The organism is Pseudomonas sp. Z1-14, from assembly GCF_051132005.1.
Classification (GTDB): domain Bacteria; phylum Pseudomonadota; class Gammaproteobacteria; order Pseudomonadales; family Pseudomonadaceae; genus Aquipseudomonas.
On sequence record NZ_CP071646.1, the window covers coordinates 557,501 to 584,354 of the forward strand.

Sequence of the window (26,854 nt, forward strand, 5' to 3'; positions counted from 1 at the left end):
CCATCGCTCAACGGATAAAAGGTACTCCGGGGATAACAGGCTGATACCGCCCAAGAGTTCATATCGACGGCGGTGTTTGGCACCTCGATGTCGGCTCATCACATCCTGGGGCTGAAGCCGGTCCCAAGGGTATGGCTGTTCGCCATTTAAAGTGGTACGCGAGCTGGGTTTAGAACGTCGTGAGACAGTTCGGTCCCTATCTGCCGTGGACGTTTGAGATTTGAGAGGGGCTGCTCCTAGTACGAGAGGACCGGAGTGGACGAACCTCTGGTGTTCCGGTTGTCACGCCAGTGGCATTGCCGGGTAGCTATGTTCGGAAAAGATAACCGCTGAAAGCATCTAAGCGGGAAACTTGCCTCAAGATGAGATCTCACTGGGACCTTGAGTCCCCTGAAGGGCCGTCGAAGACTACGACGTTGATAGGCAGGGTGTGTAAGCGCTGTGAGGCGTTGAGCTAACCTGTACTAATTGCCCGTGAGGCTTGACCATATAACACCCAAGCAATCTGTAGACTCGAAAGAGGCCAGATTGCGGTGTGTGAAGACGAAATGAACCGAAAGTTCGAGTCAAAACCCACAAACTATCGCATACCCATTCGCTGGAACGTGACCGCAAGGCACGCGCTGGCTACCGAATTTCTTGACGACCATAGAGCATTGGAACCACCTGATCCCATCCCGAACTCAGAAGTGAAACGATGCATCGCCGATGGTAGTGTGGGGTTTCCCCATGTGAGAGTAGGTCATCGTCAAGATTAAATTCCGAAACCCCTATCTGCTGACGCAGGTAGGGGTTTTGTTTTGCCCGCAGGAAAGCGCTTGGGTGTTTCTATGCAACCGTCTTGTGCATGGCTATCATGCGGGCCTCGTTATCAGGCGCAGTTCGTATGCTCACGTTGCTAAAACTTCTGAAGGACGGCCGTTTCCATTCGGGCCAGGCGCTGGGTGCTGGGTTAGGTATCAGTCGTAGTGCGGTATGGAAACAATTACAGCACCTGGAGGCGGAATTAGGCTTGTCTGTGCATAAGGTTCGGGGTAAGGGGTATCGCCTGGCGAAGCCGCTGTTGCTTTTGGATGCGGCCCAAATCCGCGCGGCAGAAGGCTGTGAGTGGCCTGTTCACCTGTTTGATTCCATTGACTCCACTAATGCCGAAGCGCTGCGGTCCATCGGGCGTGGCGTGGAAGCGCCATTCCTTGTTCTGGCCGAGCGGCAAATAGCCGGTCGGGGACGTCGCGGCCGCAAATGGGTCAGCCCATTCGCCGAAAACCTCTATTACAGCCTGGTGCTGCGCATTGACGGTGGCATGCGGCAGATTGAGGGGCTTAGTCTTGTCGTCGGGCTCGCTGTCATGCATTCGTTGCGTGACATGGGAGTCGTTGAGGCAGGCTTGAAGTGGCCTAACGATGTGTTGGTAGGTGAAAAGAAAATCGCCGGCATACTGCTTGAGCTGGTAGGGGACCCTGCGGACGTTTGTCACGTTGTCCTGGGTGTCGGGATAAACGTGAATATGCAATCGACTGATGAGGTTGATCAGCAGTGGACGTCCATGAGTCTTGAAGCGGGTCGTGATTTTGACCGGAACGAGTTGGTGGCGCGAATGAGTGGAAAGCTTCAGGGGTATCTGGAGCTGCATCATGCGTCGGGATTTGCAGCGATCCAGTCGGAGTGGGAGCAATACCATTTGTGGCAGGGGCGGGCTGTGTCGCTGATTGCCGGTATCAATCGGATTGACGGCGTGGTGATGGGCATTGATCGCCAAGGTGCGCTGCGTTTGAAGGTGGATGGTGTGGAAAAGATATTCAGTGGTGGCGAGCTCAGCTTGAGGTTGCGTGATGATTCTTGAGCTTGATTGCGGCAATAGTTTTATCAAGTGGCGCGTTGTTCGTGCAGATGGCGTCACCCCTGTCGGCGGTGGGGTAGTCGGCTCGGATAGCGATTTGCTTGCGAGCCTGACAGGCTCAGATAAATTTCAGCTGAAAAAATGCCGTCTTGTCAGCGTCAGGACTTCTGAGGAGACCGATTCGTTGGTCGCCTCCCTGGTAGAGACATTTGGCGTCTCCGTGGCTCGCGCAACACCTACCCAGGAGATGGCGGGCGTTACAAACGGTTATGAAGACTATGAGCGCTTGGGGCTTGATCGATGGCTGGCTTTGCTCGGTGGGTACCACCTGGCTTCGGGCGCATGCCTGGTTCTGGATTTTGGTACGGCAATCACGGCAGATTTCGTAGCGCCTGACGGGCAGCACTTGGGAGGGTTCATCTGCCCTGGTATGCCTCTGATGCGTAACCAGTTGCGTACCCATACCCGGCGAATCCGCTATGACGATACTGCTGCAGAACGGGCTCACGAGAGTCTTGCTCCTGGCAGGGCAACGGTCGAGGCGGTGGAGCGTGGCTGTATGCTGATGTTGAGAGGCTTCGTGCTGACTCAGCTCGAATTGGCGCGGCAATATTGGGGAGAGGATTTCGAGGTGTTTCTAACGGGAGGGGATGCCGATCTGGTTTCCGGGGTTGTTCCAGATGCCAAGGTCGTGCCTGACCTGGTTTTTGTTGGTTTGGCGATGGCTTGTCCTTTGTCTTGAGGTTTTTTATGCGGTGGCTATTTTTGTTGTTGCTGGTTTTAAATGGCTTCTATTACATCTGGCATCAGCAAGAGGTCCCGCTTCGCGCCAAGGATGTCACTCCGCTGAGCCTGTATCGAGGTTCGCAGCAAGACATTCATCTCCTGAGCGAGACGGCGGATGCGCTAGTCAGGCGTGAGCCGGGTAAATCGAGTGAAGGGCAAAAGAACTGCAACTACCTGGGTGGCTTCGTTCGCCCGGAGCTGGCCAGGCAACTGGAGCAGCGACTGGTTTCTTCGGGGGTTGCGGGCCGTACCGTTACGTTTAGCTCGCCAGCGTCTCCAGAGTCTGGTGGATTCTGGGTCCAGGTTCAACCGGACAGCGCGGCTAAGATGAATGAGGTGCTGCTTCAAAACCTTTCCAAAGAATTCAATGAGTTAAAACATAAAATAATGCCTTGCGAGGGGGTTGCGCCTGCTGGGTAGTTTGCATAGAATGGCGCCCGCTTCGCAGTGAAGACCTTTAACGGTCATCGGTACGAAGCGGCGTCAACGCAGCTAACCTCAGGTTTTTTATGAGAAAATGCTTGACAGAAGGCTGGCATGATATAGAATGCCGGCTCGCTTAGGAGGGGTTCCCGAGCGGCCAAAGGGATCAGACTGTAAATCTGACGTCTACGACTTCGAAGGTTCGAATCCTTCCCCCTCCACCAGTTTTAGCGTGAGCTGCAAGCTCCGCGGGTATAGTTTAGTGGTAGAACCTCAGCCTTCCAAGCTGATGATGCGGGTTCGATTCCCGCTACCCGCTCCAAGTTTGCAGGTTGTGCAAAGTGTTTTGCTCTTGTAGCTCAGTTGGTAGAGCACACCCTTGGTAAGGGTGAGGTCAGCGGTTCAAATCCGCTCAAGAGCTCCATATTACAAGGCAGATATGAAAATATCTGCCTTTGTTTTAATGGCTCGTGTGACTCGCTAAATTCTTCTCCTAGGGGTGATTTCGATGGCTAAGGAAAAGTTCGAACGTAATAAGCCGCACGTCAACGTTGGTACCATCGGTCACGTCGACCACGGTAAAACCACGCTGACCGCTGCTCTGACCCGTGTCTGCTCCGAAGTTTTCGGTTCGGCCAAGGTTGACTTCGACAAGATCGACAGCGCCCCGGAAGAAAAAGCTCGCGGTATCACCATCAACACCGCTCACGTTGAATACGATTCGGCCGTGCGTCACTACGCACACGTTGACTGCCCAGGTCACGCCGACTACGTAAAAAACATGATCACCGGTGCTGCCCAGATGGACGGCGCGATCCTGGTTTGCTCGGCCGCCGATGGTCCGATGCCACAAACCCGTGAGCACATCCTGCTGTCCCGTCAGGTAGGCGTTCCGTACATCGTTGTCTTCCTGAACAAGGCTGACATGGTTGACGACGCTGAGCTGCTGGAGCTGGTTGAGATGGAAGTGCGCGACCTGTTGAGCACTTACGATTTCCCAGGTGATGACACTCCAATCATCATCGGTTCGGCTCTGATGGCTCTGAACGGCCAAGACGACAACGAAATGGGCACCACTGCGGTGAAGAAGCTGGTTGAGACTCTGGACAGCTACATTCCAGAGCCTGAGCGTGCTATCGACAAGCCGTTCCTGATGCCAATCGAAGACGTATTCTCGATCTCCGGTCGCGGTACTGTTGTGACTGGTCGTGTTGAGCGTGGCATCGTCCGTATCCAGGAAGAAGTTGAGATCGTCGGTCTGCGCGACACTCAGAAAACTACCTGCACCGGCGTTGAAATGTTCCGCAAGCTGCTCGACGAAGGTCGTGCTGGCGAGAACTGCGGCGTGCTGCTGCGCGGCACCAAGCGTGACGACGTTGAGCGTGGCCAGGTTCTGGTCAAGCCAGGCACTGTCAAGCCGCACACCAAGTTCACTGCAGAAGTTTACGTTCTGAGCAAGGAAGAAGGCGGTCGTCATACTCCGTTCTTCAAAGGCTACCGTCCACAGTTCTACTTCCGTACAACTGACGTGACTGGTAACTGCGAGCTGCCAGAAGGCGTTGAAATGGTAATGCCGGGTGACAACATCCAGATGACTGTCACTCTGATCAAGACCATCGCGATGGAAGACGGTCTGCGTTTCGCTATCCGTGAAGGCGGTCGTACCGTCGGCGCCGGCGTCGTAGCCAAAGTCATCGAGTAAACAGTTGTAATGTCTTTTTCGGGCCGGCATAATGGTCGGCCTGATTTTGTTTTAGGTCAGTAGCTCAATTGGCAGAGCGACGGTCTCCAAAACCGTAGGTTGGGGGTTCGATTCCCTCCTGACCTGCCAGATTCACTTGGTGTGTCTGGCTTTCTTTTCACAGGATCTTCATAGATGACTCCTAAAGCTGAAGCTCAAGGCTCTCGCTTCGATCTGCTCAAGTGGCTAGTGGTAGTCGCTTTGGTGGTTGTTGGCGTTGTTGGCAATCAGTATTTTTCTGCTTCGCCGATCCTGTACCGTGTACTTGCATTGCTCGCTATTGCTGCTGTTGCTGCCTTTGTAGGCCTGCAAACAGCCAAGGGCAAGTCTTTCTTTGTACTCGCTAAGGAAGCTCGCACCGAGATTCGTAAAGTCGTATGGCCGACTCGCCAAGAAACCACGCAGACCACGTTGATCGTTGTGGCTGTTGTTCTGGTAATGGCGTTGCTGTTGTGGGGGCTTGATTCCCTGCTCGGCTGGCTTGTTTCCTTGATTGTTGGCTAAGGGTGTCCCGTGGCTAAGCGTTGGTACGTTGTGCATGCTTACTCGGGTTACGAGAAGCATGTCATGCGCTCGCTGATAGAGCGCGTAAAGCTGGCTGGCATGGAAGATGGCTTTGGCGAGATTCTGGTCCCCACTGAAGAAGTAGTGGAGATGCGTAACGGCCAGAAGCGCAAAAGTGAACGCAAGTTCTTTCCAGGCTATGTGCTGGTACAGATGGATATGAACGAAGGGACTTGGCACTTGGTCAAGGATACCCCTCGGGTGATGGGCTTCATCGGCGGAACCGCCGACAAGCCTGCGCCTATCACTGACAAAGAGGCAGAAGCAATTCTGCGTCGCGTCGCTGATGGTAGCGACAAGCCGAAGCCGAAGACGTTGTTTGAACCAGGTGAAGTTGTACGGGTCACTGATGGTCCATTCGCCGATTTCAACGGTACGGTCGAAGAAGTTAACTACGAAAAGAGCCGGATCCAAGTGGCAGTGCTCATTTTCGGTCGCTCTACTCCGGTAGAGCTGGAGTTCAGTCAGGTCGAAAAGGTCTGATTGAGCAGGCATCCCAACCCCGCAGCCCAAGGCTGTGGGGTTTTGTCGTCACTGGGATAAACGCGCAAGCAACCGGGGAGCCTTTCGAGGCGTTCGAACCCGTAATTGGAGTGCCTCATGGCCAAGAAGATTACCGCTTACATCAAGCTGCAAGTGAAGGCCGCTCAGGCTAACCCAAGCCCACCCGTTGGTCCTGCACTGGGTCAGCACGGCGTGAACATCATGGAATTCTGCAAGGCTTTCAACGCCCGTACCCAGGGTCTTGAGCCAGGTCTGCCGACTCCAGTGATCATCACTGTCTACAGCGACCGTAGCTTCACTTTCGAAACAAAAAGCACCCCTGCTTCGGTTCTGCTGAAGAAGGCTGCAGGTTTGACCAGCGGTTCCGCTCGTCCAAACACCGTTAAGGTTGGCACCGTTACCCGTGCTCAGCTGGAAGAAATCGCGAAAACCAAAAACGCGGATCTGACTGCAGCTGATATGGATGCAGCCGTGCGTACTATCGCCGGTTCTGCTCGTAGCATGGGCCTTAACGTGGAGGGTGTGTAATGGCTAAGCTGACCAAGCGTCAAAAGGCTATCGCCGGCAAAATCGAAGCAGGCAAGGCCTACAACTTTGTAGACGCCGCCGCTCTGCTGGCCGAGCTGTCGACTGTCAAGTTCAGCGAGTCGTTCGACGTTGCTGTAAACCTGGGCGTTGACCCACGTAAATCCGACCAGGTCGTTCGTAGCGCTACCGTGCTGCCACACGGCACTGGCAAGACCGTACGTGTTGCCGTGTTCACCCAGGGCCCTGCAGCTGAAGCTGCTCTGGCTGCTGGCGCTGATCGCGTAGGCATGGACGACCTGGCTGCCGAAATGAAAGGCGGCGACCTGAACTATGACGTCGTGATCGCATCCCCGGATGCCATGCGTGTTGTAGGTCAGTTGGGTCAGATCCTCGGTCCACGTGGCCTGATGCCTAACCCTAAGGTTGGTACCGTGACTCCAGACGTAGCCACCGCGGTTAAAAACGCCAAGGCTGGTCAGGTTCGTTATCGCACCGACAAAAACGGCATCATCCACACTTCCGTTGGCAAGATCGGCTTCGACGCCGTCAAGCTGAAGGAAAACGTTGAAGCCCTGATCGCTGATCTGAAGCGTATCAAGCCAGCTTCTTCGAAAGGTATCTACGTCAAGCGCGTTACCCTGAGCACCACTATGGGCCCAGGTCTGATCATCGATCAGAGCTCGCTCGACGCGTAAGACTCAGGTTGGCGCAAGCGATTGCGCCAATCACATATTGGGGTCCCTGCCTGGCGGGGGCTGTCCAAGACCGTAGGCGACGCAAGTCTTAAACCACAAGCCTACGCAGATGGTGCTCCCGGTTCCTTACCGAATCAGACACCAAAACGACATTCGGTTTCGATCGGATGAAACGGTAACAAGCAGGAGTTAAACCCGTGGCAATTAATCTCGAAGACAAGAAGGCCATCGTCGCTGAAGTCAACGAGGCTGCCAAAGTCGCTCTGTCCGCTGTCGTGGCTGATGCCCGTGGCGTAACAGTAGGCGCAATGACCGGACTCCGTAAAGAGGCCCGTGAAGCTGGCGTTTATGTACGTGTCGTACGTAACACCCTGCTCAAGCGCGCTGTTGCTGACACTGAATACAGTGTTCTCAACGACGTGTTCACCGGCCCGACCCTGATCGCGTTCTCCAAAGATCATCCAGGCGCTGCTGCCCGTTTGTTCAAGGAATTCGCCAAGGGTCAGGACAAGTTCGAGATCAAGGCAGCTGCGTTCGAGGGCAAGTTCCTCGCAGCTAATCAGATCGATGTACTGGCAACACTGCCGACCCGCGACGAAGCCATTTCGCAGTTGATGAGCGTGATTCAAGGCGCCACCAGCAAGCTGGCTCGTACTCTGGCTGCAGTTCGCGAGCAAAAAGAAGCTGCCGCGGCCTAAGGCTGAGCACTTTCTCTCGCGCTTTTTTGTTTATTTCGATGGCCGCGTAGGCCGTCCCCCAATTCAGGAAATACAGTAATGTCTATCTCCCAAGACGATATCCTCAACGCCGTAGCTGAAATGTCGGTTCTGCAGGTTGTTGAGCTGATCAAAGCTTTCGAAGAAAAATTCGGCGTTTCCGCTGCTGCTGCTTCCGCTGGTCCAGCTGCTGCTGCCGCTGTTGTTGAAGAGCAAACCGAATTCAACGTCATGCTGACCGAAGCTGGCGAGAAGAAAGTTAACGTGATCAAGGCAGTACGTGAACTGACCGGTCTGGGCCTGAAAGAAGCCAAGGCTGTAGTTGACGGCGCTCCTGCCATGGTTCTGGAAGCTGTTGCCAAAGACGCAGCTGACAAAGCCAAAGCAGTACTGGAAGAAGCAGGCGCTAAAGTCGAGCTGAAGTAAGCATCGACTTTGCGTCTCCAGCCCGAGCGTTAAGCGACAGGCTGATGGCTGGTGGCTCTTGCCACCGGCCTTTTTCCGTTATTGGCAGCCGACTGGGTCGGTGCTGATCACGCGCTGTAACCACCCGATGTGGTGGCGCAAACCAAGGGGTTTGCACGATTTTCTGGCTGCTCCCGTCGGGAGGGGCCAAACAAGCAGGTGACCAAGCTGGGGAACGCTGATGGCTTACTCATATACTGAGAAAAAACGTATCCGCAAGGACTTTAGCAAGTTGCCGGACGTCATGGATGTGCCGTACCTCCTGGCCATCCAGCTGGATTCGTATCGTGAATTCTTGCAAGCGGGAGCGACTAAAGATCAGTTCCGCGACGTGGGCCTGCATGCGGCCTTCAAATCCGTTTTCCCGATCATCAGCTACTCCGGCAATGCTGCGCTGGAGTACGTCGGTTATCGCCTGGGCGAACCGGCATTTGATGTCAAAGAATGCGTATTGCGCGGTGTGACTTACGCCGTACCTTTGCGGGTAAAAGTGCGCCTGATCATTTTCGACAAAGAATCGTCGAACAAAGCGATCAAGGACATCAAAGAGCAAGAAGTCTACATGGGTGAAATCCCCCTGATGACTGAAAACGGTACCTTCGTAATCAACGGTACCGAGCGTGTAATTGTTTCCCAGCTGCACCGTTCTCCGGGCGTGTTCTTCGACCACGACCGTGGCAAGACGCACAGCTCCGGCAAACTGCTCTACTCCGCGCGCATCATTCCTTACCGCGGTTCGTGGCTGGACTTCGAGTTCGACCCGAAAGACTGCGTATTCGTGCGTATCGACCGTCGTCGCAAGCTGCCTGCATCGGTATTGCTGCGCGCGCTCGGCTATACCACCGAGGAAGTGCTGGACGCGTTCTACACAACCAATGTCTTCCATGTGCAGGGTGAAAACCTGAGCCTGGAGTTGGTGCCTCAGCGCCTGCGCGGTGAAATCGCCGTCCTGGATATCCAGGATGACAAGGGCAAGGTTATTGTCGAGCAAGGTCGTCGTATCACCGCTCGCCACATCAACCAGCTGGAAAAAGCCGGGATCAAAGAGCTGCAGGTGCCGATGGACTACGTCCTGGGTCGCACCACCGCCAAGGTCATCGTGCATCCGGCCACTGGCGAGATCATTGCCGAGTGCAACACCGAGCTGACCACCGAGATCCTGGCGAAAATCGCCAAGGCTCAGGTTGTTCGCATCGAGACTCTGTACACCAACGATATCGACTGCGGTCCGTTCATCTCCGATACGCTGAAGATCGACTCCACCGGCAACCAACTGGAAGCCCTGGTCGAGATCTATCGCATGATGCGTCCTGGCGAGCCGCCAACCAAGGATGCCGCCGAGACCCTGTTCAACAACCTGTTCTTCAGCCCTGAGCGCTATGACCTGTCTGCGGTCGGCCGGATGAAGTTCAACCGTCGTATCGGTCGTACCGAGATCGAAGGTTCGGGCGTGCTGAACAAGGACGACATCGTTGCGGTGCTCAAGACCCTGGTCGACATCCGTAACGGCAAAGGCATCGTCGATGACATCGACCACCTGGGTAACCGTCGTGTCCGCTGCGTAGGCGAGATGGCCGAGAACCAGTTCCGTGTTGGCCTGGTGCGTGTCGAGCGCGCGGTCAAGGAACGTCTGTCGATGGCTGAAAGCGAAGGCCTGATGCCGCAAGACCTGATCAACGCCAAGCCAGTAGCTGCGGCGGTGAAGGAGTTCTTCGGTTCGAGCCAGCTGTCGCAGTTCATGGACCAGAACAACCCGCTGTCCGAGATCACCCACAAGCGTCGTGTCTCCGCACTCGGCCCAGGCGGTCTGACTCGTGAGCGTGCAGGCTTCGAAGTTCGTGACGTACACCCGACTCACTACGGTCGCGTATGCCCGATCGAAACGCCGGAAGGTCCGAACATCGGTCTGATCAACTCCCTGGCTGCCTATGCGCGCACCAACCAGTACGGTTTCCTTGAGAGCCCGTACCGTGTGGTGAAAGACGCCCTGGTTACCGACGAGATCGTATTCCTGTCCGCCATCGAAGAAGCTGATCATGTGATCGCCCAGGCTTCGGCCACGATGAACGACAAGAAAGTCCTGACCGACGAGCTGGTAGCTGTTCGTCACTTGAACGAGTTCACCGTCAAGGCGCCGGAAGACGTCACCCTGATGGACGTATCGCCCAAGCAGGTAGTTTCGGTTGCTGCGTCGCTGATCCCGTTCCTCGAGCACGACGACGCCAACCGTGCGTTGATGGGTTCCAACATGCAGCGTCAAGCTGTACCGACCCTGCGTGCCGACAAGCCGCTGGTAGGTACCGGCATGGAGCGTAACGTTGCCCGTGACTCCGGCGTTTGCGTCGTGGCTCGTCGTGGTGGCGTGATCGACTCCGTCGATGCCAGCCGTATCGTGGTTCGTGTTGCCGATGACGAAGTTGAAACTGGCGAAGCCGGTGTCGACATCTACAACCTGACCAAGTACACCCGCTCCAACCAGAACACCTGCATCAACCAGCGTCCGCTGGTGAGCAAGGGTGATCGGGTTCAGCGCAGCGACATCATGGCCGACGGCCCGTCCACCGACATGGGTGAACTGGCACTGGGTCAGAACATGCGCATCGCGTTCATGGCATGGAACGGCTTCAACTTCGAAGACTCCATCTGCCTGTCCGAGCGTGTGGTTCAGGAAGACCGCTTCACCACGATCCACATTCAGGAACTGACCTGTGTGGCCCGTGACACCAAGCTTGGCCCGGAAGAAATCACTGCGGACATCCCGAACGTGGGTGAGGCTGCACTGAACAAGCTGGACGAAGCGGGTATCGTTTACGTAGGTGCCGAAGTAGGCGCAGGCGACATCCTGGTCGGCAAGGTCACTCCGAAAGGCGAGACCCAACTGACTCCGGAAGAGAAACTGCTGCGTGCCATCTTCGGTGAAAAAGCCAGCGACGTGAAAGACACCTCCCTGCGTGTGCCTACCGGCACCAAGGGTACCGTCATCGACGTACAGGTCTTCACCCGTGACGGTGTCGAGCGTGATGCTCGTGCATTGTCCATCGAGAAGACTCAGCTCGACGAGATCCGCAAGGATCTGAACGAAGAGTTCCGTATCGTTGAAGGCGCGACTTTCGAACGTCTGCGTTCCGCTCTGGTAGGCCACAAGGCCGAAGGCGGCGCAGGCCTGAAGAAAGGTCAGGAAATCACCGACGAAGTTCTCGACGGCCTTGAGCATGGTCAGTGGTTCAAACTGCGCATGGCTGAAGACGCTCTGAACGAGCAGCTCGAGAAGGCCCAGGCCTACATCGTTGATCGCCGCCGTCTGCTGGACGACAAGTTCGAAGACAAGAAGCGCAAACTGCAGCAGGGCGATGACCTGGCTCCAGGCGTGCTGAAGATCGTCAAGGTTTACCTGGCAATCCGTCGTCGTATCCAGCCGGGCGACAAGATGGCCGGTCGTCACGGTAACAAAGGTGTGGTCTCCGTGATCATGCCGGTTGAAGACATGCCGCACGATGCCAATGGCACCCCGGTCGATGTGGTCCTCAACCCGCTGGGCGTACCTTCGCGTATGAACGTTGGTCAGATCCTCGAAACCCACCTGGGCCTCGCGGCCAAAGGTCTGGGCGAGAAGATCAACCGCATGATCGAAGAGCAGCGCAAGGTCGCCGACCTGCGTAAGTTCCTGCACGAGATCTACAACGAGATCGGCGGGCGCAACGAAGAGCTGGATACCTTCTCCGACCAGGAAATCCTGGACCTGGCGAAGAACCTGCGCGGCGGCGTTCCAATGGCTACCCCGGTGTTCGACGGTGCCAAGGAAAGCGAAATCAAGGCCATGCTGAAACTGGCAGACCTGCCGGAAAGCGGCCAGATGCAGCTTTTCGACGGCCGTACCGGCAACAAGTTCGAGCGTCCGGTTACCGTTGGCTACATGTACATGCTGAAGCTGAACCACTTGGTAGACGACAAGATGCACGCTCGTTCTACCGGTTCTTACAGCCTGGTTACCCAGCAGCCGCTGGGTGGTAAGGCGCAGTTCGGTGGTCAGCGTTTCGGGGAGATGGAGGTCTGGGCACTGGAAGCGTACGGTGCTGCTTACACTCTGCAAGAAATGCTCACAGTGAAGTCGGACGATGTGAACGGCCGGACCAAGATGTACAAGAACATCGTGGACGGCGATCACCGTATGGAGCCGGGCATGCCCGAGTCCTTCAACGTGTTGATCAAGGAAATTCGTTCCCTCGGCATCGATATCGATCTGGAAACCGAATAACACGTGACGCGAATCGAGAGCGGGGCTGTCTTGCCCGCTCTCTGCTCCGCCAGGAGGAAAGGCCTTGAAAGACCTACTGAATTTGCTGAAAAACCAGGGTCAAGTCGAAGAGTTCGATGCCATCCGTATTGGATTGGCCTCGCCTGAGATGATCCGTTCGTGGTCGTTCGGTGAAGTTAAAAAGCCGGAAACCATCAACTACCGTACGTTCAAACCCGAGCGTGACGGCCTGTTCTGCGCCAAGATCTTTGGCCCGGTAAAGGATTACGAGTGCCTGTGCGGTAAGTACAAGCGCTTGAAGCATCGCGGCGTGATCTGCGAGAAGTGCGGCGTTGAAGTTGCGCTGGCAAAAGTTCGTCGTGAGCGCATGGCGCACATCGAGCTGGCTTCGCCGGTTGCCCACATCTGGTTCCTGAAATCGCTGCCGTCCCGTATCGGCTTGCTGATGGACATGACCCTGCGTGATATCGAGCGCGTTCTCTACTTCGAGAGCTATGTCGTTATCGATCCAGGCATGACCACCCTTGAAAAAGGTCAGTTGCTCAACGACGAGCAATACTTCGAAGCGCTGGAAGAGTTCGGCGACGATTTCGATGCCCGCATGGGTGCCGAAGCTGTCCGCGAGCTGCTGCACGCTATCGACCTGGAGCACGAGATTGGTCGTCTGCGCGAAGAGATTCCGCAAACCAACTCCGAAACCAAGATCAAGAAGCTGTCCAAGCGTCTGAAGTTGATGGAAGCCTTCCAGGGTTCCGGCAACCTGCCAGAGTGGATGGTGCTGACCGTTCTGCCGGTACTGCCGCCAGACCTGCGTCCACTGGTTCCGCTTGATGGCGGTCGTTTCGCGACTTCCGACCTCAACGATCTGTATCGTCGAGTGATCAACCGTAACAACCGCTTGAAGCGCCTGCTCGATCTGTCCGCTCCGGACATCATCGTGCGCAACGAAAAGCGTATGTTGCAGGAAGCGGTCGACGCACTGCTCGACAACGGTCGCCGTGGCCGCGCTATCACCGGTTCGAACAAGCGTCCTCTGAAATCCCTGGCTGACATGATCAAGGGTAAGCAAGGTCGTTTCCGTCAGAACTTGCTCGGTAAGCGTGTTGACTACTCGGGTCGTTCGGTAATTACCGTAGGTCCGACCCTGCGTCTGCACCAGTGCGGTCTGCCTAAGAAGATGGCACTGGAACTGTTCAAGCCGTTCATTTTCGGCAAGCTGGAAATGCGTGGTCTCGCTACCACCATCAAAGCTGCCAAGAAAATGGTCGAGCGCGAGCTGCCAGAGGTCTGGGACGTTCTTGCCGAAGTGATTCGCGAACACCCGGTGCTGCTCAACCGTGCACCGACCCTTCACCGTCTGGGTATCCAGGCGTTTGAACCGGTACTGATCGAAGGCAAGGCTATCCAGCTGCACCCTCTGGTCTGTGCTGCGTACAACGCCGACTTCGACGGCGACCAGATGGCCGTGCACGTACCGCTGACGCTGGAAGCCCAGCTCGAAGCGCGTGCGTTGATGATGTCGACCAACAACATCCTGTCGCCAGCCAACGGTGAGCCAATCATCGTTCCGTCGCAGGACGTTGTATTGGGTCTGTACTACATGACGCGTGAAGCGATCAACGCCAAGGGCGAAGGTCGTGTTTTCGCGGACCTGCAGGAAGTTGACCGGGTGTTCCGTGCCGGCGAAGCCGCGCTGCACGCCAAGGTCAAGGTGCGAATCAACGAGACCGTTAACGATCGTGATGGTGGCAGCGTCAAGAACACTCGCATCGTCGACACCACTGTTGGCCGTGCGCTGTTGTTCCAGGTTGTTCCACCTGGCCTGTCGTTTGACGTCGTCAACCTGCCGATGAAGAAAAAGGCGATCTCCAAGCTGATCAACCAGTGCTACCGCGTGGTTGGTCTGAAAGAGACCGTGATCTTCGCTGACCAGCTGATGTACACCGGTTTTGCCTATTCGACCATCTCCGGCGTTTCCATCGGTGTTAACGACTTCGTTATCCCGGATGAAAAAGCCCGCATCATCGGTGCTGCCACCGAGGAAGTGAAAGAGATCGAGAGCCAGTACGCGTCCGGCCTGGTAACCCAGGGCGAGAAGTACAACAAGGTAATCGACCTCTGGTCGAAGGCGAACGACGAAGTATCCAAGGCGATGATGGCCAACCTCTCGAAAGAGAAGGTCATCGACCGCCACGGCAACGAAGTCGATCAGGAATCGTTCAACTCGATGTACATGATGGCCGACTCGGGCGCACGGGGTTCTGCTGCGCAGATCCGTCAGCTCGCCGGTATGCGTGGCCTGATGGCCAAGCCGGACGGCTCCATCATCGAGACGCCGATTACCGCGAACTTCCGTGAAGGTTTGAGCGTACTTCAGTACTTCATCTCCACTCACGGTGCTCGTAAGGGTCTTGCGGATACCGCGTTGAAAACCGCGAACTCCGGTTACCTGACTCGTCGTCTGGTAGACGTGGCGCAGGATCTGGTTGTGACCGAGATCGATTGCGGCACCGAACACGGCCTGGTCATGACGCCGCACATTGAAGGCGGTGACGTTGTCGAGCCGCTGGGTGAGCGCGTATTGGGTCGTGTCATTGCCCGTGACGTGTTCAAGCCGGGTACCGAGGACGTCATCGTTCCTGCGGGCACCCTGGTTGACGAGAAGTGGGTCGAGTTCATCGAGCTCAACAGCATCGACGAAGTGATCGTGCGTTCGCCGATCAGCTGCGAAACCCGCTACGGCATCTGCGCCAAGTGCTACGGCCGCGATCTGGCTCGTGGTCACCAGGTGAACATCGGTGAAGCGGTCGGCGTTATTGCTGCCCAGTCCATCGGTGAGCCGGGTACCCAGCTGACCATGCGTACGTTCCACATCGGTGGTGCGGCAAGCCGGACCTCCGCGGCCGACAGCGTTCAGGTGAAGAATGGCGGTACTGTCCGTCTGCACAACCTGAAGCACGTTGAGCGTGTCGACGGTCACCTGGTGGCTGTGTCCCGTTCCGGTGAGCTGGCGATTGCCGACGACTTCGGTCGCGAGCGCGAGCGCTACAAGCTGCCGTACGGTGCTGTGATTTCGGTGAAGGAAGGTGACAAGGTTGACGCTGGTGCCATCGTGGCCAAGTGGGATCCGCACACTCACCCAATCGTCACCGAGATGAAAGGTACCGTGACCTACGTGGGCATGGAAGAAGGCATCACGATCAAGCGTCAGACTGACGAATTGACCGGTATGACCAACATTGAAGTACTCGACGCGAAAGATCGTCCAGCTGCCGGCAAGGACATCCGTCCTGCTGTGAAGATGGTCGATGACAACGGCAAGGATCTGTTGCTGCCAGGCACTGACGTAATCGCTCAGTACTTCCTGCCAGCCAACGCCTTGGTCGGTGTAGCGGATGGTGCGAAGATCGCGATCGGTGATGTTATCGCGCGTATCCCGCAAGAAACTTCGAAGACCCGTGACATCACCGGTGGTCTGCCGCGTGTTGCCGACTTGTTCGAAGCTCGTCGTCCGAAAGAGGCCTCGATTCTGGCTGAAGTCAGCGGCACCATCGCGTTCGGTAAAGAAACCAAGGGCAAGCGCCGTCTGGTCATTACCCCGAACGACGGTACCGATCCGTACGAAGAGCTGATTCCGAAGTGGCGTCACCTGAACGTCTTCGAAGGCGAACAGGTAAACCGCGGCGAAGTTATCTCCGACGGCCCGAGCGATCCACACGACATCCTGCGTCTGCTGGGTGTGAGTGCGCTGGCCAAGTACATCGTGAACGAGATCCAGGACGTTTACCGCCTGCAAGGCGTGAAGATCAACGATAAGCACATCGAGACCATCCTGCGTCAGATGCTGCGTAAAGTTGAAATCGCTGAATCCGGCGATTCCAGTTTCATCAAGGGCGACCAGATGGAACTGACTCACGTACTGGTGGAAAACGAGCGCCTGGGTGCGGACGACAAGTTCGTGTCCAAGTTCACTCGTGTGCTGCTGGGTATCACCAAGGCGTCGTTGTCCACCGAATCGTTCATCTCGGCGGCTTCCTTCCAGGAAACCACCCGCGTACTGACCGAAGCGGCGGTAACCGGCAAGCGCGACTACCTGCGCGGCCTGAAAGAAAACGTGGTCGTGGGTCGTCTGATCCCGGCCGGTACCGGTTTGGCCTACCACAGCGAGCGCAAGCGCCGCCGTGAAGCAGACAAGCCGTTGCGCGTAAGCGCCAGTGAAGTGGAAGCTGCACTGACCGAGGCACTGAACTCGAGTGGTAACTGAGTTCTGCGCTGATTGAGTGCCTGGCCCCGGTCGCCCCAATTCGGCGGATCGAGACAAATTGTCGAGATCCGGCGGGTGGGGAGGTCGGGGCCTTGCCTTGACTGGGGACAAGATCCTCTTTAGACTCTTGATCCCCTAAATTTGGCGGGAATTCGTTCCTGCCATTTTGCTTTTCTTGTAAGACAATAGCGTCGCAAGACAACAGTGGAGCTAGTAGATGGCAACTATCAACCAGCTGGTACGTCAGCCGCGTAAGCGTATCGTCGAGAAATCCGACGTGCCTGCGCTGCAGAACTGCCCGCAACGTCGTGGCGTATGCACCCGTGTGTATACCACCACGCCGAAAAAACCTAACTCGGCACTGCGTAAAGTATGCCGTGTGCGTCTGACCAACGGTTTCGAGGTTTCCTCGTACATCGGCGGTGAAGGCCACAACCTGCAAGAGCACAGCGTGGTACTGATCCGCGGCGGTCGTGTAAAAGACTTGCCAGGTGTTCGTTACCACACCGTCCGCGGTTCTTTGGATACTTCCGGCGTCAAAGGTCGTAACCAGGGTCGTTCGAAGTACGGTACCAAGCGTCCGAAGTAATCGGTCGTTTTGCAGTTTTTCATTTTTATTGAGTCGATAAGAGTAAGGTCGGGCAAGCGTGAGCTGTCCCGGGCTAACCTGAAGACCGCTTGAGGGCTTATCATGCCAAGACGTCGCGTAGCAGCCAAACGTGAGATTCTGGACGATCCGAAATACGGAAGCCAGATCCTCGCCAAGTTCATGAACCACGTTATGGAGAGCGGCAAGAAAGCCGTTGCCGAGCGTATTGTTTATGGCGCACTGGACAAAGTTAAGGAACGCAAGAACAGCGATCCCCTGGAAATCTTCGAGAAAGCTCTCGACGCCATCGCTCCGCTGGTCGAAGTGAAGTCGCGCCGTGTAGGCGGTGCTACTTACCAGGTTCCGGTCGAAGTTCGTCCTTCCCGTCGTAACGCCCTGGCAATGCGCTGGCTGGTAGACTTCGCCCGCAAGCGCGGCGAGAAGTCCATGGCTCTGCGTTTGGCTGGTGAACTGTTGGACGCTGCTGAAGGTAAAGGTGCTGCAGTTAAGAAGCGTGAAGACGTGCACCGTATGGCTGAAGCCAACAAGGCTTTCTCGCACTACCGCTTCTAATTTTAGCGTCACTCAATTTGCGAGGGCTTTATGGCTCGTACTACACCGATTAATCGCTACCGTAACATCGGTATCGTTGCTCACGTGGATGCTGGTAAGACCACCACCACCGAGCGCGTCCTTTTTTACACCGGCAAAAGTCACAAAATGGGCGAGGTGCATGACGGCGCCGCGACCACAGACTGGATGGTGCAGGAGCAGGAGCGTGGTATTACCATTACTTCTGCTGCTATCACCGCCTTCTGGAAAGGTTCCGAGAAGCAGTACCCGCACGAGCATCGCTTCAACGTAATCGATACCCCGGGCCACGTAGACTTCACCATTGAAGTTGAACGTTCCCTGCGTGTACTCGACGGCGCGGTCGTTGTGTTCTGCGGTACTTCGGGTGTTGAGCCTCAGTCGGAAACCGTATGGCGTCAGGCCAACAAATACGGCGTTCCACGTCTTGTTTACGTAAACAAGATGGACCGTGCTGGTGCCAACTTCCTGCGCGTGATCGCTCAGATCAAGCAGCGTCTGGGTCACACTCCGGTGCCGATCCAGTTGGCTATCGGTTCCGAAGACAACTTCCAGGGTCAGATCGATCTGATCAACATGCAAGCTGTCTACTGGAACGATTCCGACAAGGGCATGGTTCCTGTTCGCAAGGACATTCCTGCTGAATTGCTGGAAGAGGCCGAGAAGTGGCGCGGCAACATGGTCGAGGCTGCGGCCGAAGCCAACGAAGAGCTGATGAACAAGTACCTCGAAGGTGAAGAACTCACCAACGAGGAAATCAAGGCCGCTCTGCGTCAGCGTACTATCGCTGGTGAGATCGTTCTGGCTGTTTGCGGTTCTTCCTTCAAGAACAAGGGTGTTCCCCTGGTTCTCGACGCCGTTATCGACTTCCTGCCTGCTCCAACCGACATTCCCGCTATCAAGGGTTCCAACCCGGATAACGAGGAAGAGGAAATGGAGCGTCACGCAAGTGACGACGAGCCGTTCGCGGCTTTGGCATTCAAGATCGCTACCGACCCATTCGTGGGTACCTTGACCTTTGTTCGGGTTTACTCGGGCGTGTTGGCCTCCGGCGACGGCGTGATCAACTCGGTAAAGGGCAAGAAAGAGCGTGTGGGTCGTATGGTGCAGATGCACGCAAACGCCCGTGAAGAAATCAAGGAAGTACGCGCTGGTGACATCGCGGCCTTGATCGGCATGAAGGACGTCACCACTGGCGAAACCTTGTGCAACGCTGACAAGCCAATCATCCTGGTTCGCATGGACTTCCCGGAGCCGGTTATTTCGGTTGCCGTTGAGCCCAAGACCAAGGATGACCAGGAAAAAATGGGTATCGCTCTGGGCAAACTTGCTCAGGAAGACCCGTCTTTCCGCGTCAAGACTGATGAAGAGACTGGTCAGACGATCATCTCCGGCATGGGCGAGCTGCACCTGGACATCCTGGTTGACCGGATGCGCCGTGAGTTCAACGTCGAAGCCAACATCGGCAAGCCTCAGGTTTCCTATCGTGAGCGCATCACGAAGAACTGTGAAATCGAAGGCAAGTTTGTTCGCCAATCCGGCGGTCGTGGCCAGTTCGGTCACTGCTGGATCCGTTTTGCACCGGCTGACGAAGGTCAGGAAGGTCTGCAATTCGTGAACGAAGTCGTAGGTGGTGTTGTTCCTAAGGAATACATCCCGGCGATCCAGAAGGGTATCGAAGAGCAGATGAAGAACGGCGTTGTTGCCGGCTATCCGCTGATCGGCCTGAAGGCAACAGTGTTTGATGGTTCTTACCACGACGTCGACTCCAACGAGATGGCGTTCAAGGTGGCTGCTTCCATGGCAACCAAGCAACTGGCCCAGAAGGGCGGTGGTGAGTTGCTCGAGCCGATCATGGCAGTAGAAGTCGTTACGCCTGAAGACTACATGGGTGATGTCATGGGCGACCTTAACCGTCGTCGTGGCATGATTCTGGGTATGGAAGATACGGTTTCCGGCAAGGTTATCCGCGCCGAGGTTCCGTTGGGTGAAATGTTCGGTTACGCGACCGACGTTCGTTCCATGTCTCAGGGTCGCGCAAGCTACTCTATGGAATTCAAAAAATACAATACAGCTCCGTCGCATATCGTCGAGACTGTTACTAAAAAGCAAGGCTGATTCAGCCCTTTAGGCAAGGAGTTAATTGTCGTGGCTAAAGAAAAATTTGATCGTTCCCTACCGCACGTCAACGTTGGCACCATTGGTCACGTTGACCACGGTAAAACCACTCTGACCGCTGCTCTGACTCGCGTCTGCTCCGAAGTTTTCGGTTCGGCTGTTGTTGCTTTCGACAAAATCGACAGCGCTCCGGAAGAAAAGGCTCGTGGTATCACCATCAACACCGCGCACGTTGAGTACAACTCTTCGATTCGTCACTACGCTCACGTTGACTGCCCAGGTCACGCTGACTATGTGAAGAACATGATCACCGGTGCTGCCCAGATGGACGGCGCGATCCTGGTTTGCTCGGCCGCCGATGGTCCGATGCCACAAACCCGTGAGCACATCCTGCTGTCCCGTCAGGTAGGCGTTCCGTACATCGTTGTCTTCCTGAACAAGGCTGACATGGTTGACGACGCTGAGCTGCTGGAACTGGTTGAGATGGAAGTGCGCGATCTGCTGAGCACTTACGACTTCCCAGGTGATGACACCCCAATCATCATCGGTTCGGCTCTGATGGCTCTGAACGGCCAGGACGACAACGAAATGGGTACCACCGCTGTGAAGCGTCTGGTAGAAACTCTGGACAGCTACATCCCAGAGCCAGTTCGTGTTATCGACAAGCCGTTCCTGATGCCTATCGAAGACGTATTCTCGATCTCCGGTCGCGGTACTGTTGTGACTGGTCGTATCGAGCGCGGTATCGTCAAGGTTCAGGATCCGCTGGAAATCGTAGGTCTGCGTGACACCACCGTCACCACCTGCACCGGTGTTGAAATGTTCCGTAAGCTGCTCGACGAAGGTCGTGCTGGCGAGAACTGCGGCGTTCTGCTGCGTGGTACCAAGCGTGACGACGTTGAGCGTGGCCAGGTTCTGGTTAAGCCGGGTTCGGTCAAGCCGCACACCAAGTTCGAAGCTGAAGTGTACGTTCTGAGCAAAGAAGAAGGCGGTCGTCACACTCCGTTCTTCAAAGGCTACCGTCCACAGTTCTACTTCCGGACCACTGACGTGACCGGTAACTGCGAGCTGCCGGAAGGCGTTGAAATGGTAATGCCAGGCGACAACATCAAAATGGTTGTCACCCTGATCAAGACCATCGCAATGGAAGACGGTCTGCGTTTCGCTATCCGTGAAGGCGGTCGTACCGTCGGCGCTGGCGTCGTAGCCAAAATCATCGAGTAAGACTCTCTTGTAGAGTTGACTCGGTGAGTTGAAAAGCCCCCGCTTAGCGGGGGCTTTTTTATTGGGTTGACACCTATCGGGGGCGTCTATAGAATTGCGCCTCCTTTTAACGGGCGTATTGCGCCCGGTGGGAATAGCAGCCGGAGTCTGAAATCCAATGCAAAATCAGCAAATCCGTATCAGGTTGAAGGCTTTCGACCATCGCCTGATCGACCAATCCACCCAGGAAATCGTGGAAACCGCGAAACGTACTGGTGCTCAAGTGCGTGGTCCAATTCCACTGCCTACCCGTAAAGAGCGGTTCACCGTTCTGGTCTCCCCGCACGTCAACAAAGACGCGCGTGACCAGTACGAGATCCGTACTCATAAGCGTGTTCTGGACATCGTCCAGCCAACGGATAAAACCGTTGATGCTCTTATGAAGCTCGATCTTGCGGCCGGTGTGGAAGTGCAGATCAGCCTCGGCTAAGACTCGGTCTTAGTCGTGTAACGCTCTGAAATGGGCGGCCATAGCGGGTGAAAGCCCCGTACACTCATGAGGTTTACAACATGACTATTGGTGTAGTCGGTCGTAAATGCGGTATGACCCGTATTTTCACCGAAGAAGGTGTCTCCATTCCGGTCACGGTCATTGAGATCGAGCCGAATCGCGTCACCCAGTTCAAAACTGAAGAGACCGATGGCTATCGTGCAGTGCAAGTCACTGTCGGCGAGCGTCGTGCTTCGCGTGTAACAGCTGCTCAAGCTGGCCACTTCGCCAAGGCGAACGTTGCCGCTGGTCGTACCGTAATGGAATTCCGCCTTGAAGAAGGCGAGTACCAGGCCGGCGATCTGATCAACGCTGAAATCTTCGCTGCTGGTCAACTGGTTGATGTAACCGGTCAGTCCAAGGGTAAAGGCTTCCAGGGTACGATCAAGCGTTGGAACTTCCGCGGGCAAGATAACACCCACGGTAACTCCGTATCCCACCGCGTTCCAGGCTCTATCGGCCAGTGCCAGACTCCTGGTCGTGTATTCAAGGGCAAAAAAATGTCCGGTCATATGGGCGCCGAGCGCGTGACCGTGCAGTCCCTCGAAGTAGTGCGCGTGGACGCTGAACGCAATCTGTTGTTGGTCAAGGGCGCTGTTCCTGGCGCTACTGGCGGCAACTTGGTTGTACGTCCAGCAGCCAAGGCTCGCGGTTAAGGGGAAGCTGACATGCAATTAAATGTAAATGACGCTCAAGCGATCGAAGTTTCCGAACTGACATTTGGCGGCGAATTCAACGAGACGCTGGTTCACCAAGCAGTCGTGGCCTACATGGCCGGCGGCCGTCAAGGTAGCAAGCAGCAAAAGACCCGTTCCGACGTTTCTGGTGGCGGTAAGCGCCCATGGCGTCAGAAAGGTACTGGCCGTGCTCGTGCCGGTACTATCCGTAGCCCAATCTGGCGTGGCGGCGGTACCACTTTCGCAGCTCGTCCTCAGGATCACTCCCAGAAGCTGAACAAGAAGATGTATCGCGCAGCAATGCGTTCCATCCTTGCTGAGCTGGTGCGTACTGATCGTCTGGTCGTGGTTCAGGACTTCGCTGTTGAAGCACCGAAAACCAAAGATCTGCTGAACAAGCTGAATGGCATGGGCCTGACTGACGTCCTGATCGTGTCTGACGCTGTTGATCAGAACCTGTACCTGGCTGCTCGCAACCTGCCACACGTCGATGTCCGTGACGTGCAGGGTTCCGATCCGGTCAGTCTGATCGCATACGACAAGGTGTTGATCACCGTGTCGGCCGTGAAGAAATTCGAGGAGCTGCTGGGATGAACCAGGAACGCGTATTTAAAGTTCTGCTTGGCCCGCACGTTTCCGAGAAGGCTACGGTTCTGGCAGACAAGAAAGGCCAGTTCGTTTTCAAGGTTGCAACCGATGCAACCAAGCTGGAAATCAAGAAGGCCGTCGAAAGCCTGTTCAGCGTGAAAGTAGAGCGCGTTACTACCCTGAACGTTCTGGGTAAGAGCAAGCGCACTGCTCGCGGTCTGGGCAAGCGTAATGACTGGAAGAAGGCAGTTATCTCCCTTCAGCCAGGCCAAGATCTCGATTTCAGCAGCAGTGCTGAGTAAGGAAGGGGTGCATCATGGCAATCGTTAAATGCAAACCGACTTCCCCTGGCCGCCGTTTTGTGGTCAAGGTGGTCAACCAGGAGCTGCATAAAGGCGCTCCTCACGCACCGCTGCTCGAGAAAAAATCGAAGTCTGGTGGTCGTAACAACAATGGCCGTATTACCACTCGTCACATTGGTGGTGGTCATAAGCAGCATTATCGTCTGGTCGACTTCCGTCGCAACGACAAGGATGGCATCGCTGCCACCGTCGAGCGTATCGAATACGATCCAAACCGTACTGCTCACATCGCTCTGCTGCTGTACGCAGATGGCGAGCGTCGCTACATCATCGCCCCTAAAGGCGTGAGCGCTGGCGACCAGCTGATCGCAGGTGCCCTGGCACCGATCAAGCCGGGCAACGCTCTGCAACTGCGCAACATTCCAGTTGGTAGCACCGTACACGGCATCGAATTGAAGCCAGGTAAAGGCGCGCAAATCGCTCGTTCCGCTGGTGCTTCGGCTCAGCTGATCGCTCGTGAAGGTGTCTACGTGACCCTGCGTCTGCGTTCTGGTGAGATGCGTAAAGTCCTGGCTGAATGCCGTGCGACCCTGGGCGAAGTCTCGAACTCCGAGCACAGCCTGCGTTCGTTGGGTAAAGCTGGTGCCAAGCGCTGGCGTGGCGTTCGCCCAACCGTTCGTGGTGTTGCCATGAACCCGGTTGACCACCCACATGGTGGTGGTGAAGGTCGTACCTCTGGTGGTCGTCATCCGGTATCGCCATGGGGCTTCCCGACTAAGGGCGCGAAGACTCGTGGTAATAAGCGTACCGACAAAATGATCGTCCGTCGTCGCAAGTAAATAGAGGGATACGACAGTGCCACGTTCTCTGAAAAAAGGTCCTTTTATTGATCTTCACCTACTGAAGAAGATCGAAGTGGCGGCGGAAAAGAACGATCGCAAACCAGTTAAGACCTGGTCGCGTCGTTCGATGATCCTGCCACAGATGGTCGGTCTGACCATCGCTGTACACAACGGTCGCCAGCACGTCCCAGTTCTCGTGAACGAAGACATGGTCGGCCACAAACTGGGCGAGTTTGCCGGTACCCGCACATATCGTGGGCACGTGGCTGACAAGAAAGCCAAGCGTTAAGGGGTAAGGAAATGGAAGTAGCCGCTAAGTTGTCGGGCGCTCGAATCTCCGCCCAGAAAGCCCGCTTGGTCGCCGACCAGATCCGCGGGAAGAAGGTGGGCGAAGCGCTCAACCTGTTGGCTTTCAGCAGTAAGAAAGCCGCCGAGATCATGAAAAAAGTGCTGGAGTCGGCCGTAGCCAACGCCGAGCATAACGAAGGCGCAGACGTTGATGACCTGAAGGTCAGCACCGTTTTCGTCAACGAAGGGCGTTCGCTGAAGCGCATCATGCCACGTGCCAAAGGCCGTGCTGATCGCATCGTCAAGCGGTCTTGCCATATCACTGTCAAGGTTGCTGACAAGTAACGGAGTCGAAGAGATGGGTCAGAAAGTACATCCCATTGGCATTCGCCTGGGAATCGTCAAGGAGCACACCTCCGTCTGGTACGCAGACGGTCGGACTTATGCGGACTACTTGTTCGCTGATCTGAAGGTGCGTGAGTATCTCCAAGACAAACTAAAAAGCGCGTCCGTCAGCCGTATCGATATCCATCGTCCGGCTCAGACTGCACGTATCACCATCCACACCGCTCGTCCAGGTATCGTTATCGGGAAGAAAGGTGAAGATGTTGAGAAACTGCGTCAGGACCTGACCAAGCAAATGGGTGTGCCTGTGCACATCAATATCGAAGAGATCCGCAAGCCGGAGCTCGACGGTATGCTGGTTGCGCAGAGCGTAGCTCAGCAGCTGGAGCGTCGCGTAATGTTCCGTCGCGCTATGAAGCGCGCTGTACAGAACGCCATGCGCATTGGTGCCAAAGGCATCAAAATCCAAGTGAGCGGTCGTCTCGGCGGTGCTGAAATCGCACGTACTGAATGGTATCGCGAAGGTCGTGTGCCACTGCACACCCTGCGTGCCGACATCGACTATGCCAACTACGAAGCTCACACCACCTACGGTGTGATCGGTGTAAAGGTTTGGATCTTCAAAGGCGAAGTAATTGGTGGTCGCCAAGAAGAACTGAAACCACAAGCACCAGCGCCTCGTAAAAAAGCTGCTAAGTAAGGGGTACGCCAAATGTTGCAACCAAAGCGTACGAAGTTCCGCAAGCAGATGACCGGTCACAACCGTGGCCTGGCATTGCGCGGTAGCAAAGTCAGCTTCGGCGAGTTCGCGCTGAAGTCTGTTGCTCGTGGTCGTCTCACCGCTCGTCAGATCGAGTCAGCGCGTCGTGCTCTGACCCGTCACGTAAAACGTGGCGGCAAGATCTGGATCCGTGTATTCCCGGACAAGCCTGTCACCAAGAAGCCACTCGAAGTTCGGATGGGTAAAGGTAAGGGTAACGTGGAGTACTGGGTTGCCCAGATTCAGCCAGGCAAAGTCCTGTATGAAATCGAGGGTGTTTCTGAAGAGCTGGCGCGTGAGGCTTTCGCCCTGGCTGCTGCAAAGCTGCCGCTCGCCACCTCCTTTGTTAAACGGACGGTGATGTGATGAAAGCGAATGAACTTCGTGAAAAATCAGCACAGCAGCTGAACGAGCAACTGCTCGGCCTGCTGCGCGACCAGTTCAATCTGCGTATGCAGAAGGCAACTGGCCAGTTGGGGCAGTCTCATCTGCTCTCGCAAGTTAAGCGTGACATCGCTCGCGTGAAAACTGTGCTCAACCAGCAGGCAGGTAAGTAATCATGGCTGAAGCCGAAAAAAACTGTCCGTACGCTGACTGGCCGTGTTGTCAGCGACAAGATGGACAAAACCATCACCGTTCTGATCGAGCGTCGCGTTAAGCACCCGATCTACGGTAAATACGTTAAGCGTTCGACTAAGCTGCACGCGCACGACGAAACCAATCAGTGCCACATCGGCGACAAAGTCACTATTCGTGAAACTCGTCCGATGGCCAAGACCAAATCTTGGGCGCTGGTTGATGTTCTCGAACGCGCTGTGGAAGTCTAAGGGCTAGGGGTCGGAGAAATTATATGATTCAGACTCAATCCATGCTCGATGTGGCCGATAACAGCGGCGCTCGCCGTGTTATGTGCATCAAGGTGCTGGGTGGCTCCCATCGTCGTTACGCTGGTATCGGTGACATCATCAAAGTTACCGTCAAGGAAGCAATTCCTCGCGGTAAGGTGAAGAAAGGCCAAGTGATGACTGCTGTTGTAGTCCGCACTCGCCACGGTGTTCGTCGTGCTGACGGCTCCATCATCCGCTTTGATGGCAACGCTGCTGTTCTGTTGAACAACAAGCAAGAGCCAATCGGCACCCGTATCTTTGGGCCAGTGACCCGTGAACTTCGTACTGAGAAGTTCATGAAGATCGTCTCGCTCGCCCCAGAAGTGCTGTAAG

Annotated in this window: 28 protein-coding genes, 4 tRNA genes and 2 rRNA genes (1 of these 34 only partly in view); all 34 read left to right on the forward strand. The window is 55.7% G+C overall.

The annotated features are described in order from the left end of the window. Window positions 1-489: ribosomal RNA gene (locus tag J3P89_RS02580) — 23S ribosomal RNA — on the forward strand (it extends 2,403 nt beyond the left edge of the window). A 149-nt stretch (window positions 490-638) separates the two neighbouring features. Further along, a 5S ribosomal RNA gene (rrf, locus tag J3P89_RS02585) occupies window positions 639-754 on the forward strand. Window positions 755-886: 132 nt separating this feature from the next. Beyond that, window positions 887-1,843, forward strand: a complete 957-nt coding sequence (gene birA, locus J3P89_RS02590; protein WP_434696651.1) for a bifunctional biotin--[acetyl-CoA-carboxylase] ligase/biotin operon repressor BirA — start codon at window positions 887-889, stop codon at window positions 1,841-1,843. After that, window positions 1,833-2,582 (forward strand): pantothenate kinase, encoded by a 750-nt coding sequence (locus J3P89_RS02595; RefSeq protein WP_434655257.1) that lies wholly within the window; start codon window positions 1,833-1,835, stop codon window positions 2,580-2,582. The genes birA and J3P89_RS02595 overlap by 11 nt, the downstream gene beginning before the upstream one ends. A gap of 8 nt (window positions 2,583-2,590) precedes the next feature. Next, complete coding sequence (locus tag J3P89_RS02600) at window positions 2,591-3,046, forward strand: hypothetical protein (protein WP_434696652.1); 456 nt, start codon at window positions 2,591-2,593, stop codon at window positions 3,044-3,046. Window positions 3,047-3,188: 142 nt separating this feature from the next. After that, window positions 3,189-3,273, forward strand: a tRNA-Tyr gene (locus tag J3P89_RS02605). 24 nt (window positions 3,274-3,297) lie between these two features. Beyond that, a tRNA-Gly gene (locus tag J3P89_RS02610) sits at window positions 3,298-3,371 on the forward strand. Window positions 3,372-3,397: 26 nt separating this feature from the next. After that, a tRNA-Thr gene (locus J3P89_RS02615) sits at window positions 3,398-3,473 on the forward strand. An 84-nt stretch (window positions 3,474-3,557) separates the two neighbouring features. Further along, window positions 3,558-4,751, forward strand: a complete 1,194-nt coding sequence (gene tuf / locus J3P89_RS02620; RefSeq protein ID WP_003186103.1) for an elongation factor Tu — start codon at window positions 3,558-3,560, stop codon at window positions 4,749-4,751. Window positions 4,752-4,804: 53 nt separating this feature from the next. Further along, a tRNA-Trp gene (locus J3P89_RS02625) sits at window positions 4,805-4,880 on the forward strand. Window positions 4,881-4,925: 45 nt separating this feature from the next. Further along, window positions 4,926-5,294, forward strand: coding sequence for a preprotein translocase subunit SecE (secE, locus tag J3P89_RS02630; protein WP_024776457.1), 369 nt, complete (start codon window positions 4,926-4,928; stop codon window positions 5,292-5,294). Between the two features lie 9 nt (window positions 5,295-5,303). After that, window positions 5,304-5,837, forward strand: coding sequence for a transcription termination/antitermination protein NusG (gene nusG / locus J3P89_RS02635; RefSeq protein WP_010443972.1), 534 nt, complete (start codon window positions 5,304-5,306; stop codon window positions 5,835-5,837). Between the two features lie 117 nt (window positions 5,838-5,954). After that, entirely contained in the window at window positions 5,955-6,386 is a 432-nt protein-coding gene (rplK, locus tag J3P89_RS02640; protein WP_003176435.1) for a 50S ribosomal protein L11, read from the forward strand. Next, on the forward strand, window positions 6,386-7,081 hold the full coding sequence (gene rplA / locus J3P89_RS02645; RefSeq protein ID WP_030138521.1) for a 50S ribosomal protein L1: 696 nt from the start codon (window positions 6,386-6,388) through the stop codon (window positions 7,079-7,081). The genes rplK and rplA overlap by 1 nt, the downstream gene beginning before the upstream one ends. Before the next feature lie 197 nt (window positions 7,082-7,278). Next, on the forward strand, window positions 7,279-7,779 hold the full coding sequence (gene rplJ / locus J3P89_RS02650; protein WP_047230484.1) for a 50S ribosomal protein L10: 501 nt from the start codon (window positions 7,279-7,281) through the stop codon (window positions 7,777-7,779). Window positions 7,780-7,857: 78 nt separating this feature from the next. Further along, window positions 7,858-8,223 carry a 50S ribosomal protein L7/L12 gene (gene rplL, locus J3P89_RS02655; RefSeq protein WP_053125869.1) on the forward strand — a complete coding sequence of 122 codons (366 nt, stop codon included), beginning with the start codon at window positions 7,858-7,860 and terminating at the stop codon, window positions 8,221-8,223. Between the two features lie 220 nt (window positions 8,224-8,443). Beyond that, window positions 8,444-12,517: a DNA-directed RNA polymerase subunit beta gene (rpoB, locus tag J3P89_RS02660; RefSeq protein ID WP_434571472.1), complete on the forward strand. Its 4,074-nt coding sequence runs from the start codon at window positions 8,444-8,446 to the stop codon at window positions 12,515-12,517. 64 nt (window positions 12,518-12,581) lie between these two features. Continuing rightward, window positions 12,582-16,781, forward strand: a complete 4,200-nt coding sequence (gene rpoC, locus J3P89_RS02665) for a DNA-directed RNA polymerase subunit beta' (RefSeq protein ID WP_434627776.1) — start codon at window positions 12,582-12,584, stop codon at window positions 16,779-16,781. Window positions 16,782-16,998: 217 nt separating this feature from the next. Then, a complete protein-coding gene (gene rpsL / locus J3P89_RS02670; protein WP_003186084.1) occupies window positions 16,999-17,370 on the forward strand; it encodes a 30S ribosomal protein S12 in 372 nt (123 codons plus the stop codon). Window positions 17,371-17,472: 102 nt separating this feature from the next. Beyond that, window positions 17,473-17,943 carry a 30S ribosomal protein S7 gene (gene rpsG, locus J3P89_RS02675; RefSeq protein ID WP_003186074.1) on the forward strand — a complete coding sequence of 157 codons (471 nt, stop codon included), beginning with the start codon at window positions 17,473-17,475 and terminating at the stop codon, window positions 17,941-17,943. 30 nt (window positions 17,944-17,973) lie between these two features. Beyond that, the gene (fusA, locus tag J3P89_RS02680) at window positions 17,974-20,079 is read left to right on the forward strand and encodes an elongation factor G (protein ID WP_053125865.1); all 2,106 of its coding nucleotides are present in this window, start codon (window positions 17,974-17,976) and stop codon (window positions 20,077-20,079) included. A gap of 30 nt (window positions 20,080-20,109) precedes the next feature. Next, window positions 20,110-21,303 (forward strand): elongation factor Tu, encoded by a 1,194-nt coding sequence (tuf, locus tag J3P89_RS02685; protein ID WP_003186071.1) that lies wholly within the window; start codon window positions 20,110-20,112, stop codon window positions 21,301-21,303. A gap of 157 nt (window positions 21,304-21,460) precedes the next feature. Continuing rightward, window positions 21,461-21,772, forward strand: a complete 312-nt coding sequence (gene rpsJ, locus J3P89_RS02690) for a 30S ribosomal protein S10 (protein WP_003186070.1) — start codon at window positions 21,461-21,463, stop codon at window positions 21,770-21,772. A gap of 80 nt (window positions 21,773-21,852) precedes the next feature. Next, the gene (gene rplC, locus J3P89_RS02695; protein ID WP_003186059.1) at window positions 21,853-22,488 is read left to right on the forward strand and encodes a 50S ribosomal protein L3; all 636 of its coding nucleotides are present in this window, start codon (window positions 21,853-21,855) and stop codon (window positions 22,486-22,488) included. Window positions 22,489-22,500: 12 nt separating this feature from the next. Further along, complete coding sequence (gene rplD / locus J3P89_RS02700) at window positions 22,501-23,103, forward strand: 50S ribosomal protein L4 (RefSeq protein ID WP_003186057.1); 603 nt, start codon at window positions 22,501-22,503, stop codon at window positions 23,101-23,103. Next, complete coding sequence (gene rplW, locus J3P89_RS02705) at window positions 23,100-23,399, forward strand: 50S ribosomal protein L23 (protein ID WP_002555488.1); 300 nt, start codon at window positions 23,100-23,102, stop codon at window positions 23,397-23,399. The genes rplD and rplW overlap by 4 nt, the downstream gene beginning before the upstream one ends. Before the next feature lie 14 nt (window positions 23,400-23,413). Next, window positions 23,414-24,238: a 50S ribosomal protein L2 gene (gene rplB, locus J3P89_RS02710; RefSeq protein ID WP_003186055.1), complete on the forward strand. Its 825-nt coding sequence runs from the start codon at window positions 23,414-23,416 to the stop codon at window positions 24,236-24,238. 16 nt (window positions 24,239-24,254) lie between these two features. After that, on the forward strand, window positions 24,255-24,530 hold the full coding sequence (gene rpsS / locus J3P89_RS02715; RefSeq protein ID WP_002555486.1) for a 30S ribosomal protein S19: 276 nt from the start codon (window positions 24,255-24,257) through the stop codon (window positions 24,528-24,530). A gap of 11 nt (window positions 24,531-24,541) precedes the next feature. Beyond that, window positions 24,542-24,874: a 50S ribosomal protein L22 gene (rplV, locus tag J3P89_RS02720; protein ID WP_003103908.1), complete on the forward strand. Its 333-nt coding sequence runs from the start codon at window positions 24,542-24,544 to the stop codon at window positions 24,872-24,874. A 13-nt stretch (window positions 24,875-24,887) separates the two neighbouring features. Beyond that, on the forward strand, window positions 24,888-25,574 hold the full coding sequence (gene rpsC, locus J3P89_RS02725) for a 30S ribosomal protein S3 (RefSeq protein WP_003176422.1): 687 nt from the start codon (window positions 24,888-24,890) through the stop codon (window positions 25,572-25,574). A gap of 12 nt (window positions 25,575-25,586) precedes the next feature. Continuing rightward, complete coding sequence (gene rplP / locus J3P89_RS02730) at window positions 25,587-26,000, forward strand: 50S ribosomal protein L16 (RefSeq protein ID WP_003186052.1); 414 nt, start codon at window positions 25,587-25,589, stop codon at window positions 25,998-26,000. Beyond that, the gene (gene rpmC / locus J3P89_RS02735) at window positions 26,000-26,191 is read left to right on the forward strand and encodes a 50S ribosomal protein L29 (RefSeq protein WP_002555481.1); all 192 of its coding nucleotides are present in this window, start codon (window positions 26,000-26,002) and stop codon (window positions 26,189-26,191) included. The genes rplP and rpmC overlap by 1 nt, the downstream gene beginning before the upstream one ends. A gap of 60 nt (window positions 26,192-26,251) precedes the next feature. Further along, window positions 26,252-26,461 (forward strand): 30S ribosomal protein S17, encoded by a 210-nt coding sequence (gene rpsQ, locus J3P89_RS02740; protein ID WP_151264718.1) that lies wholly within the window; start codon window positions 26,252-26,254, stop codon window positions 26,459-26,461. 23 nt (window positions 26,462-26,484) lie between these two features. Then, a complete protein-coding gene (gene rplN / locus J3P89_RS02745) occupies window positions 26,485-26,853 on the forward strand; it encodes a 50S ribosomal protein L14 (protein WP_002555479.1) in 369 nt (122 codons plus the stop codon). Window position 26,854: the final 1 nt, after the last annotated feature.

Bases quoted from the DNA above. Each gene is read 5' to 3' on its own strand.
- birA (WP_434696651.1), top strand. From the start codon at position 887: ATGCTCACGTTGCTAAAACTTCTGAAGGACGGCCGTTTCCATTCGGGC.
- J3P89_RS02595 (WP_434655257.1), top strand. From the start codon at position 1,833: ATGATTCTTGAGCTTGATTGCGGCAATAGTTTTATCAAGTGGCGCGTT.
- J3P89_RS02600 (WP_434696652.1), top strand. From the start codon at position 2,591: ATGCGGTGGCTATTTTTGTTGTTGCTGGTTTTAAATGGCTTCTATTAC.
- tuf (WP_003186103.1), top strand. From the start codon at position 3,558: ATGGCTAAGGAAAAGTTCGAACGTAATAAGCCGCACGTCAACGTTGGT.
- secE (WP_024776457.1), top strand. From the start codon at position 4,926: ATGACTCCTAAAGCTGAAGCTCAAGGCTCTCGCTTCGATCTGCTCAAG.
- rplK (WP_003176435.1), top strand. From the start codon at position 5,955: ATGGCCAAGAAGATTACCGCTTACATCAAGCTGCAAGTGAAGGCCGCT.
- rplA (WP_030138521.1), top strand. From the start codon at position 6,386: ATGGCTAAGCTGACCAAGCGTCAAAAGGCTATCGCCGGCAAAATCGAA.
- rplL (WP_053125869.1), top strand. From the start codon at position 7,858: ATGTCTATCTCCCAAGACGATATCCTCAACGCCGTAGCTGAAATGTCG.
- rpoB (WP_434571472.1), top strand. From the start codon at position 8,444: ATGGCTTACTCATATACTGAGAAAAAACGTATCCGCAAGGACTTTAGC.
- rpsL (WP_003186084.1), top strand. From the start codon at position 16,999: ATGGCAACTATCAACCAGCTGGTACGTCAGCCGCGTAAGCGTATCGTC.
- rpsG (WP_003186074.1), top strand. From the start codon at position 17,473: ATGCCAAGACGTCGCGTAGCAGCCAAACGTGAGATTCTGGACGATCCG.
- fusA (WP_053125865.1), top strand. From the start codon at position 17,974: ATGGCTCGTACTACACCGATTAATCGCTACCGTAACATCGGTATCGTT.
- rpsJ (WP_003186070.1), top strand. From the start codon at position 21,461: ATGCAAAATCAGCAAATCCGTATCAGGTTGAAGGCTTTCGACCATCGC.
- rplC (WP_003186059.1), top strand. From the start codon at position 21,853: ATGACTATTGGTGTAGTCGGTCGTAAATGCGGTATGACCCGTATTTTC.
- rplD (WP_003186057.1), top strand. From the start codon at position 22,501: ATGCAATTAAATGTAAATGACGCTCAAGCGATCGAAGTTTCCGAACTG.
- rplW (WP_002555488.1), top strand. From the start codon at position 23,100: ATGAACCAGGAACGCGTATTTAAAGTTCTGCTTGGCCCGCACGTTTCC.
- rplB (WP_003186055.1), top strand. From the start codon at position 23,414: ATGGCAATCGTTAAATGCAAACCGACTTCCCCTGGCCGCCGTTTTGTG.
- rplV (WP_003103908.1), top strand. From the start codon at position 24,542: ATGGAAGTAGCCGCTAAGTTGTCGGGCGCTCGAATCTCCGCCCAGAAA.
- rpsC (WP_003176422.1), top strand. From the start codon at position 24,888: ATGGGTCAGAAAGTACATCCCATTGGCATTCGCCTGGGAATCGTCAAG.
- rplP (WP_003186052.1), top strand. From the start codon at position 25,587: ATGTTGCAACCAAAGCGTACGAAGTTCCGCAAGCAGATGACCGGTCAC.
- rpmC (WP_002555481.1), top strand. From the start codon at position 26,000: ATGAAAGCGAATGAACTTCGTGAAAAATCAGCACAGCAGCTGAACGAG.
- rpsQ (WP_151264718.1), top strand. From the start codon at position 26,252: ATGGACAAAACCATCACCGTTCTGATCGAGCGTCGCGTTAAGCACCCG.
- rplN (WP_002555479.1), top strand. From the start codon at position 26,485: ATGATTCAGACTCAATCCATGCTCGATGTGGCCGATAACAGCGGCGCT.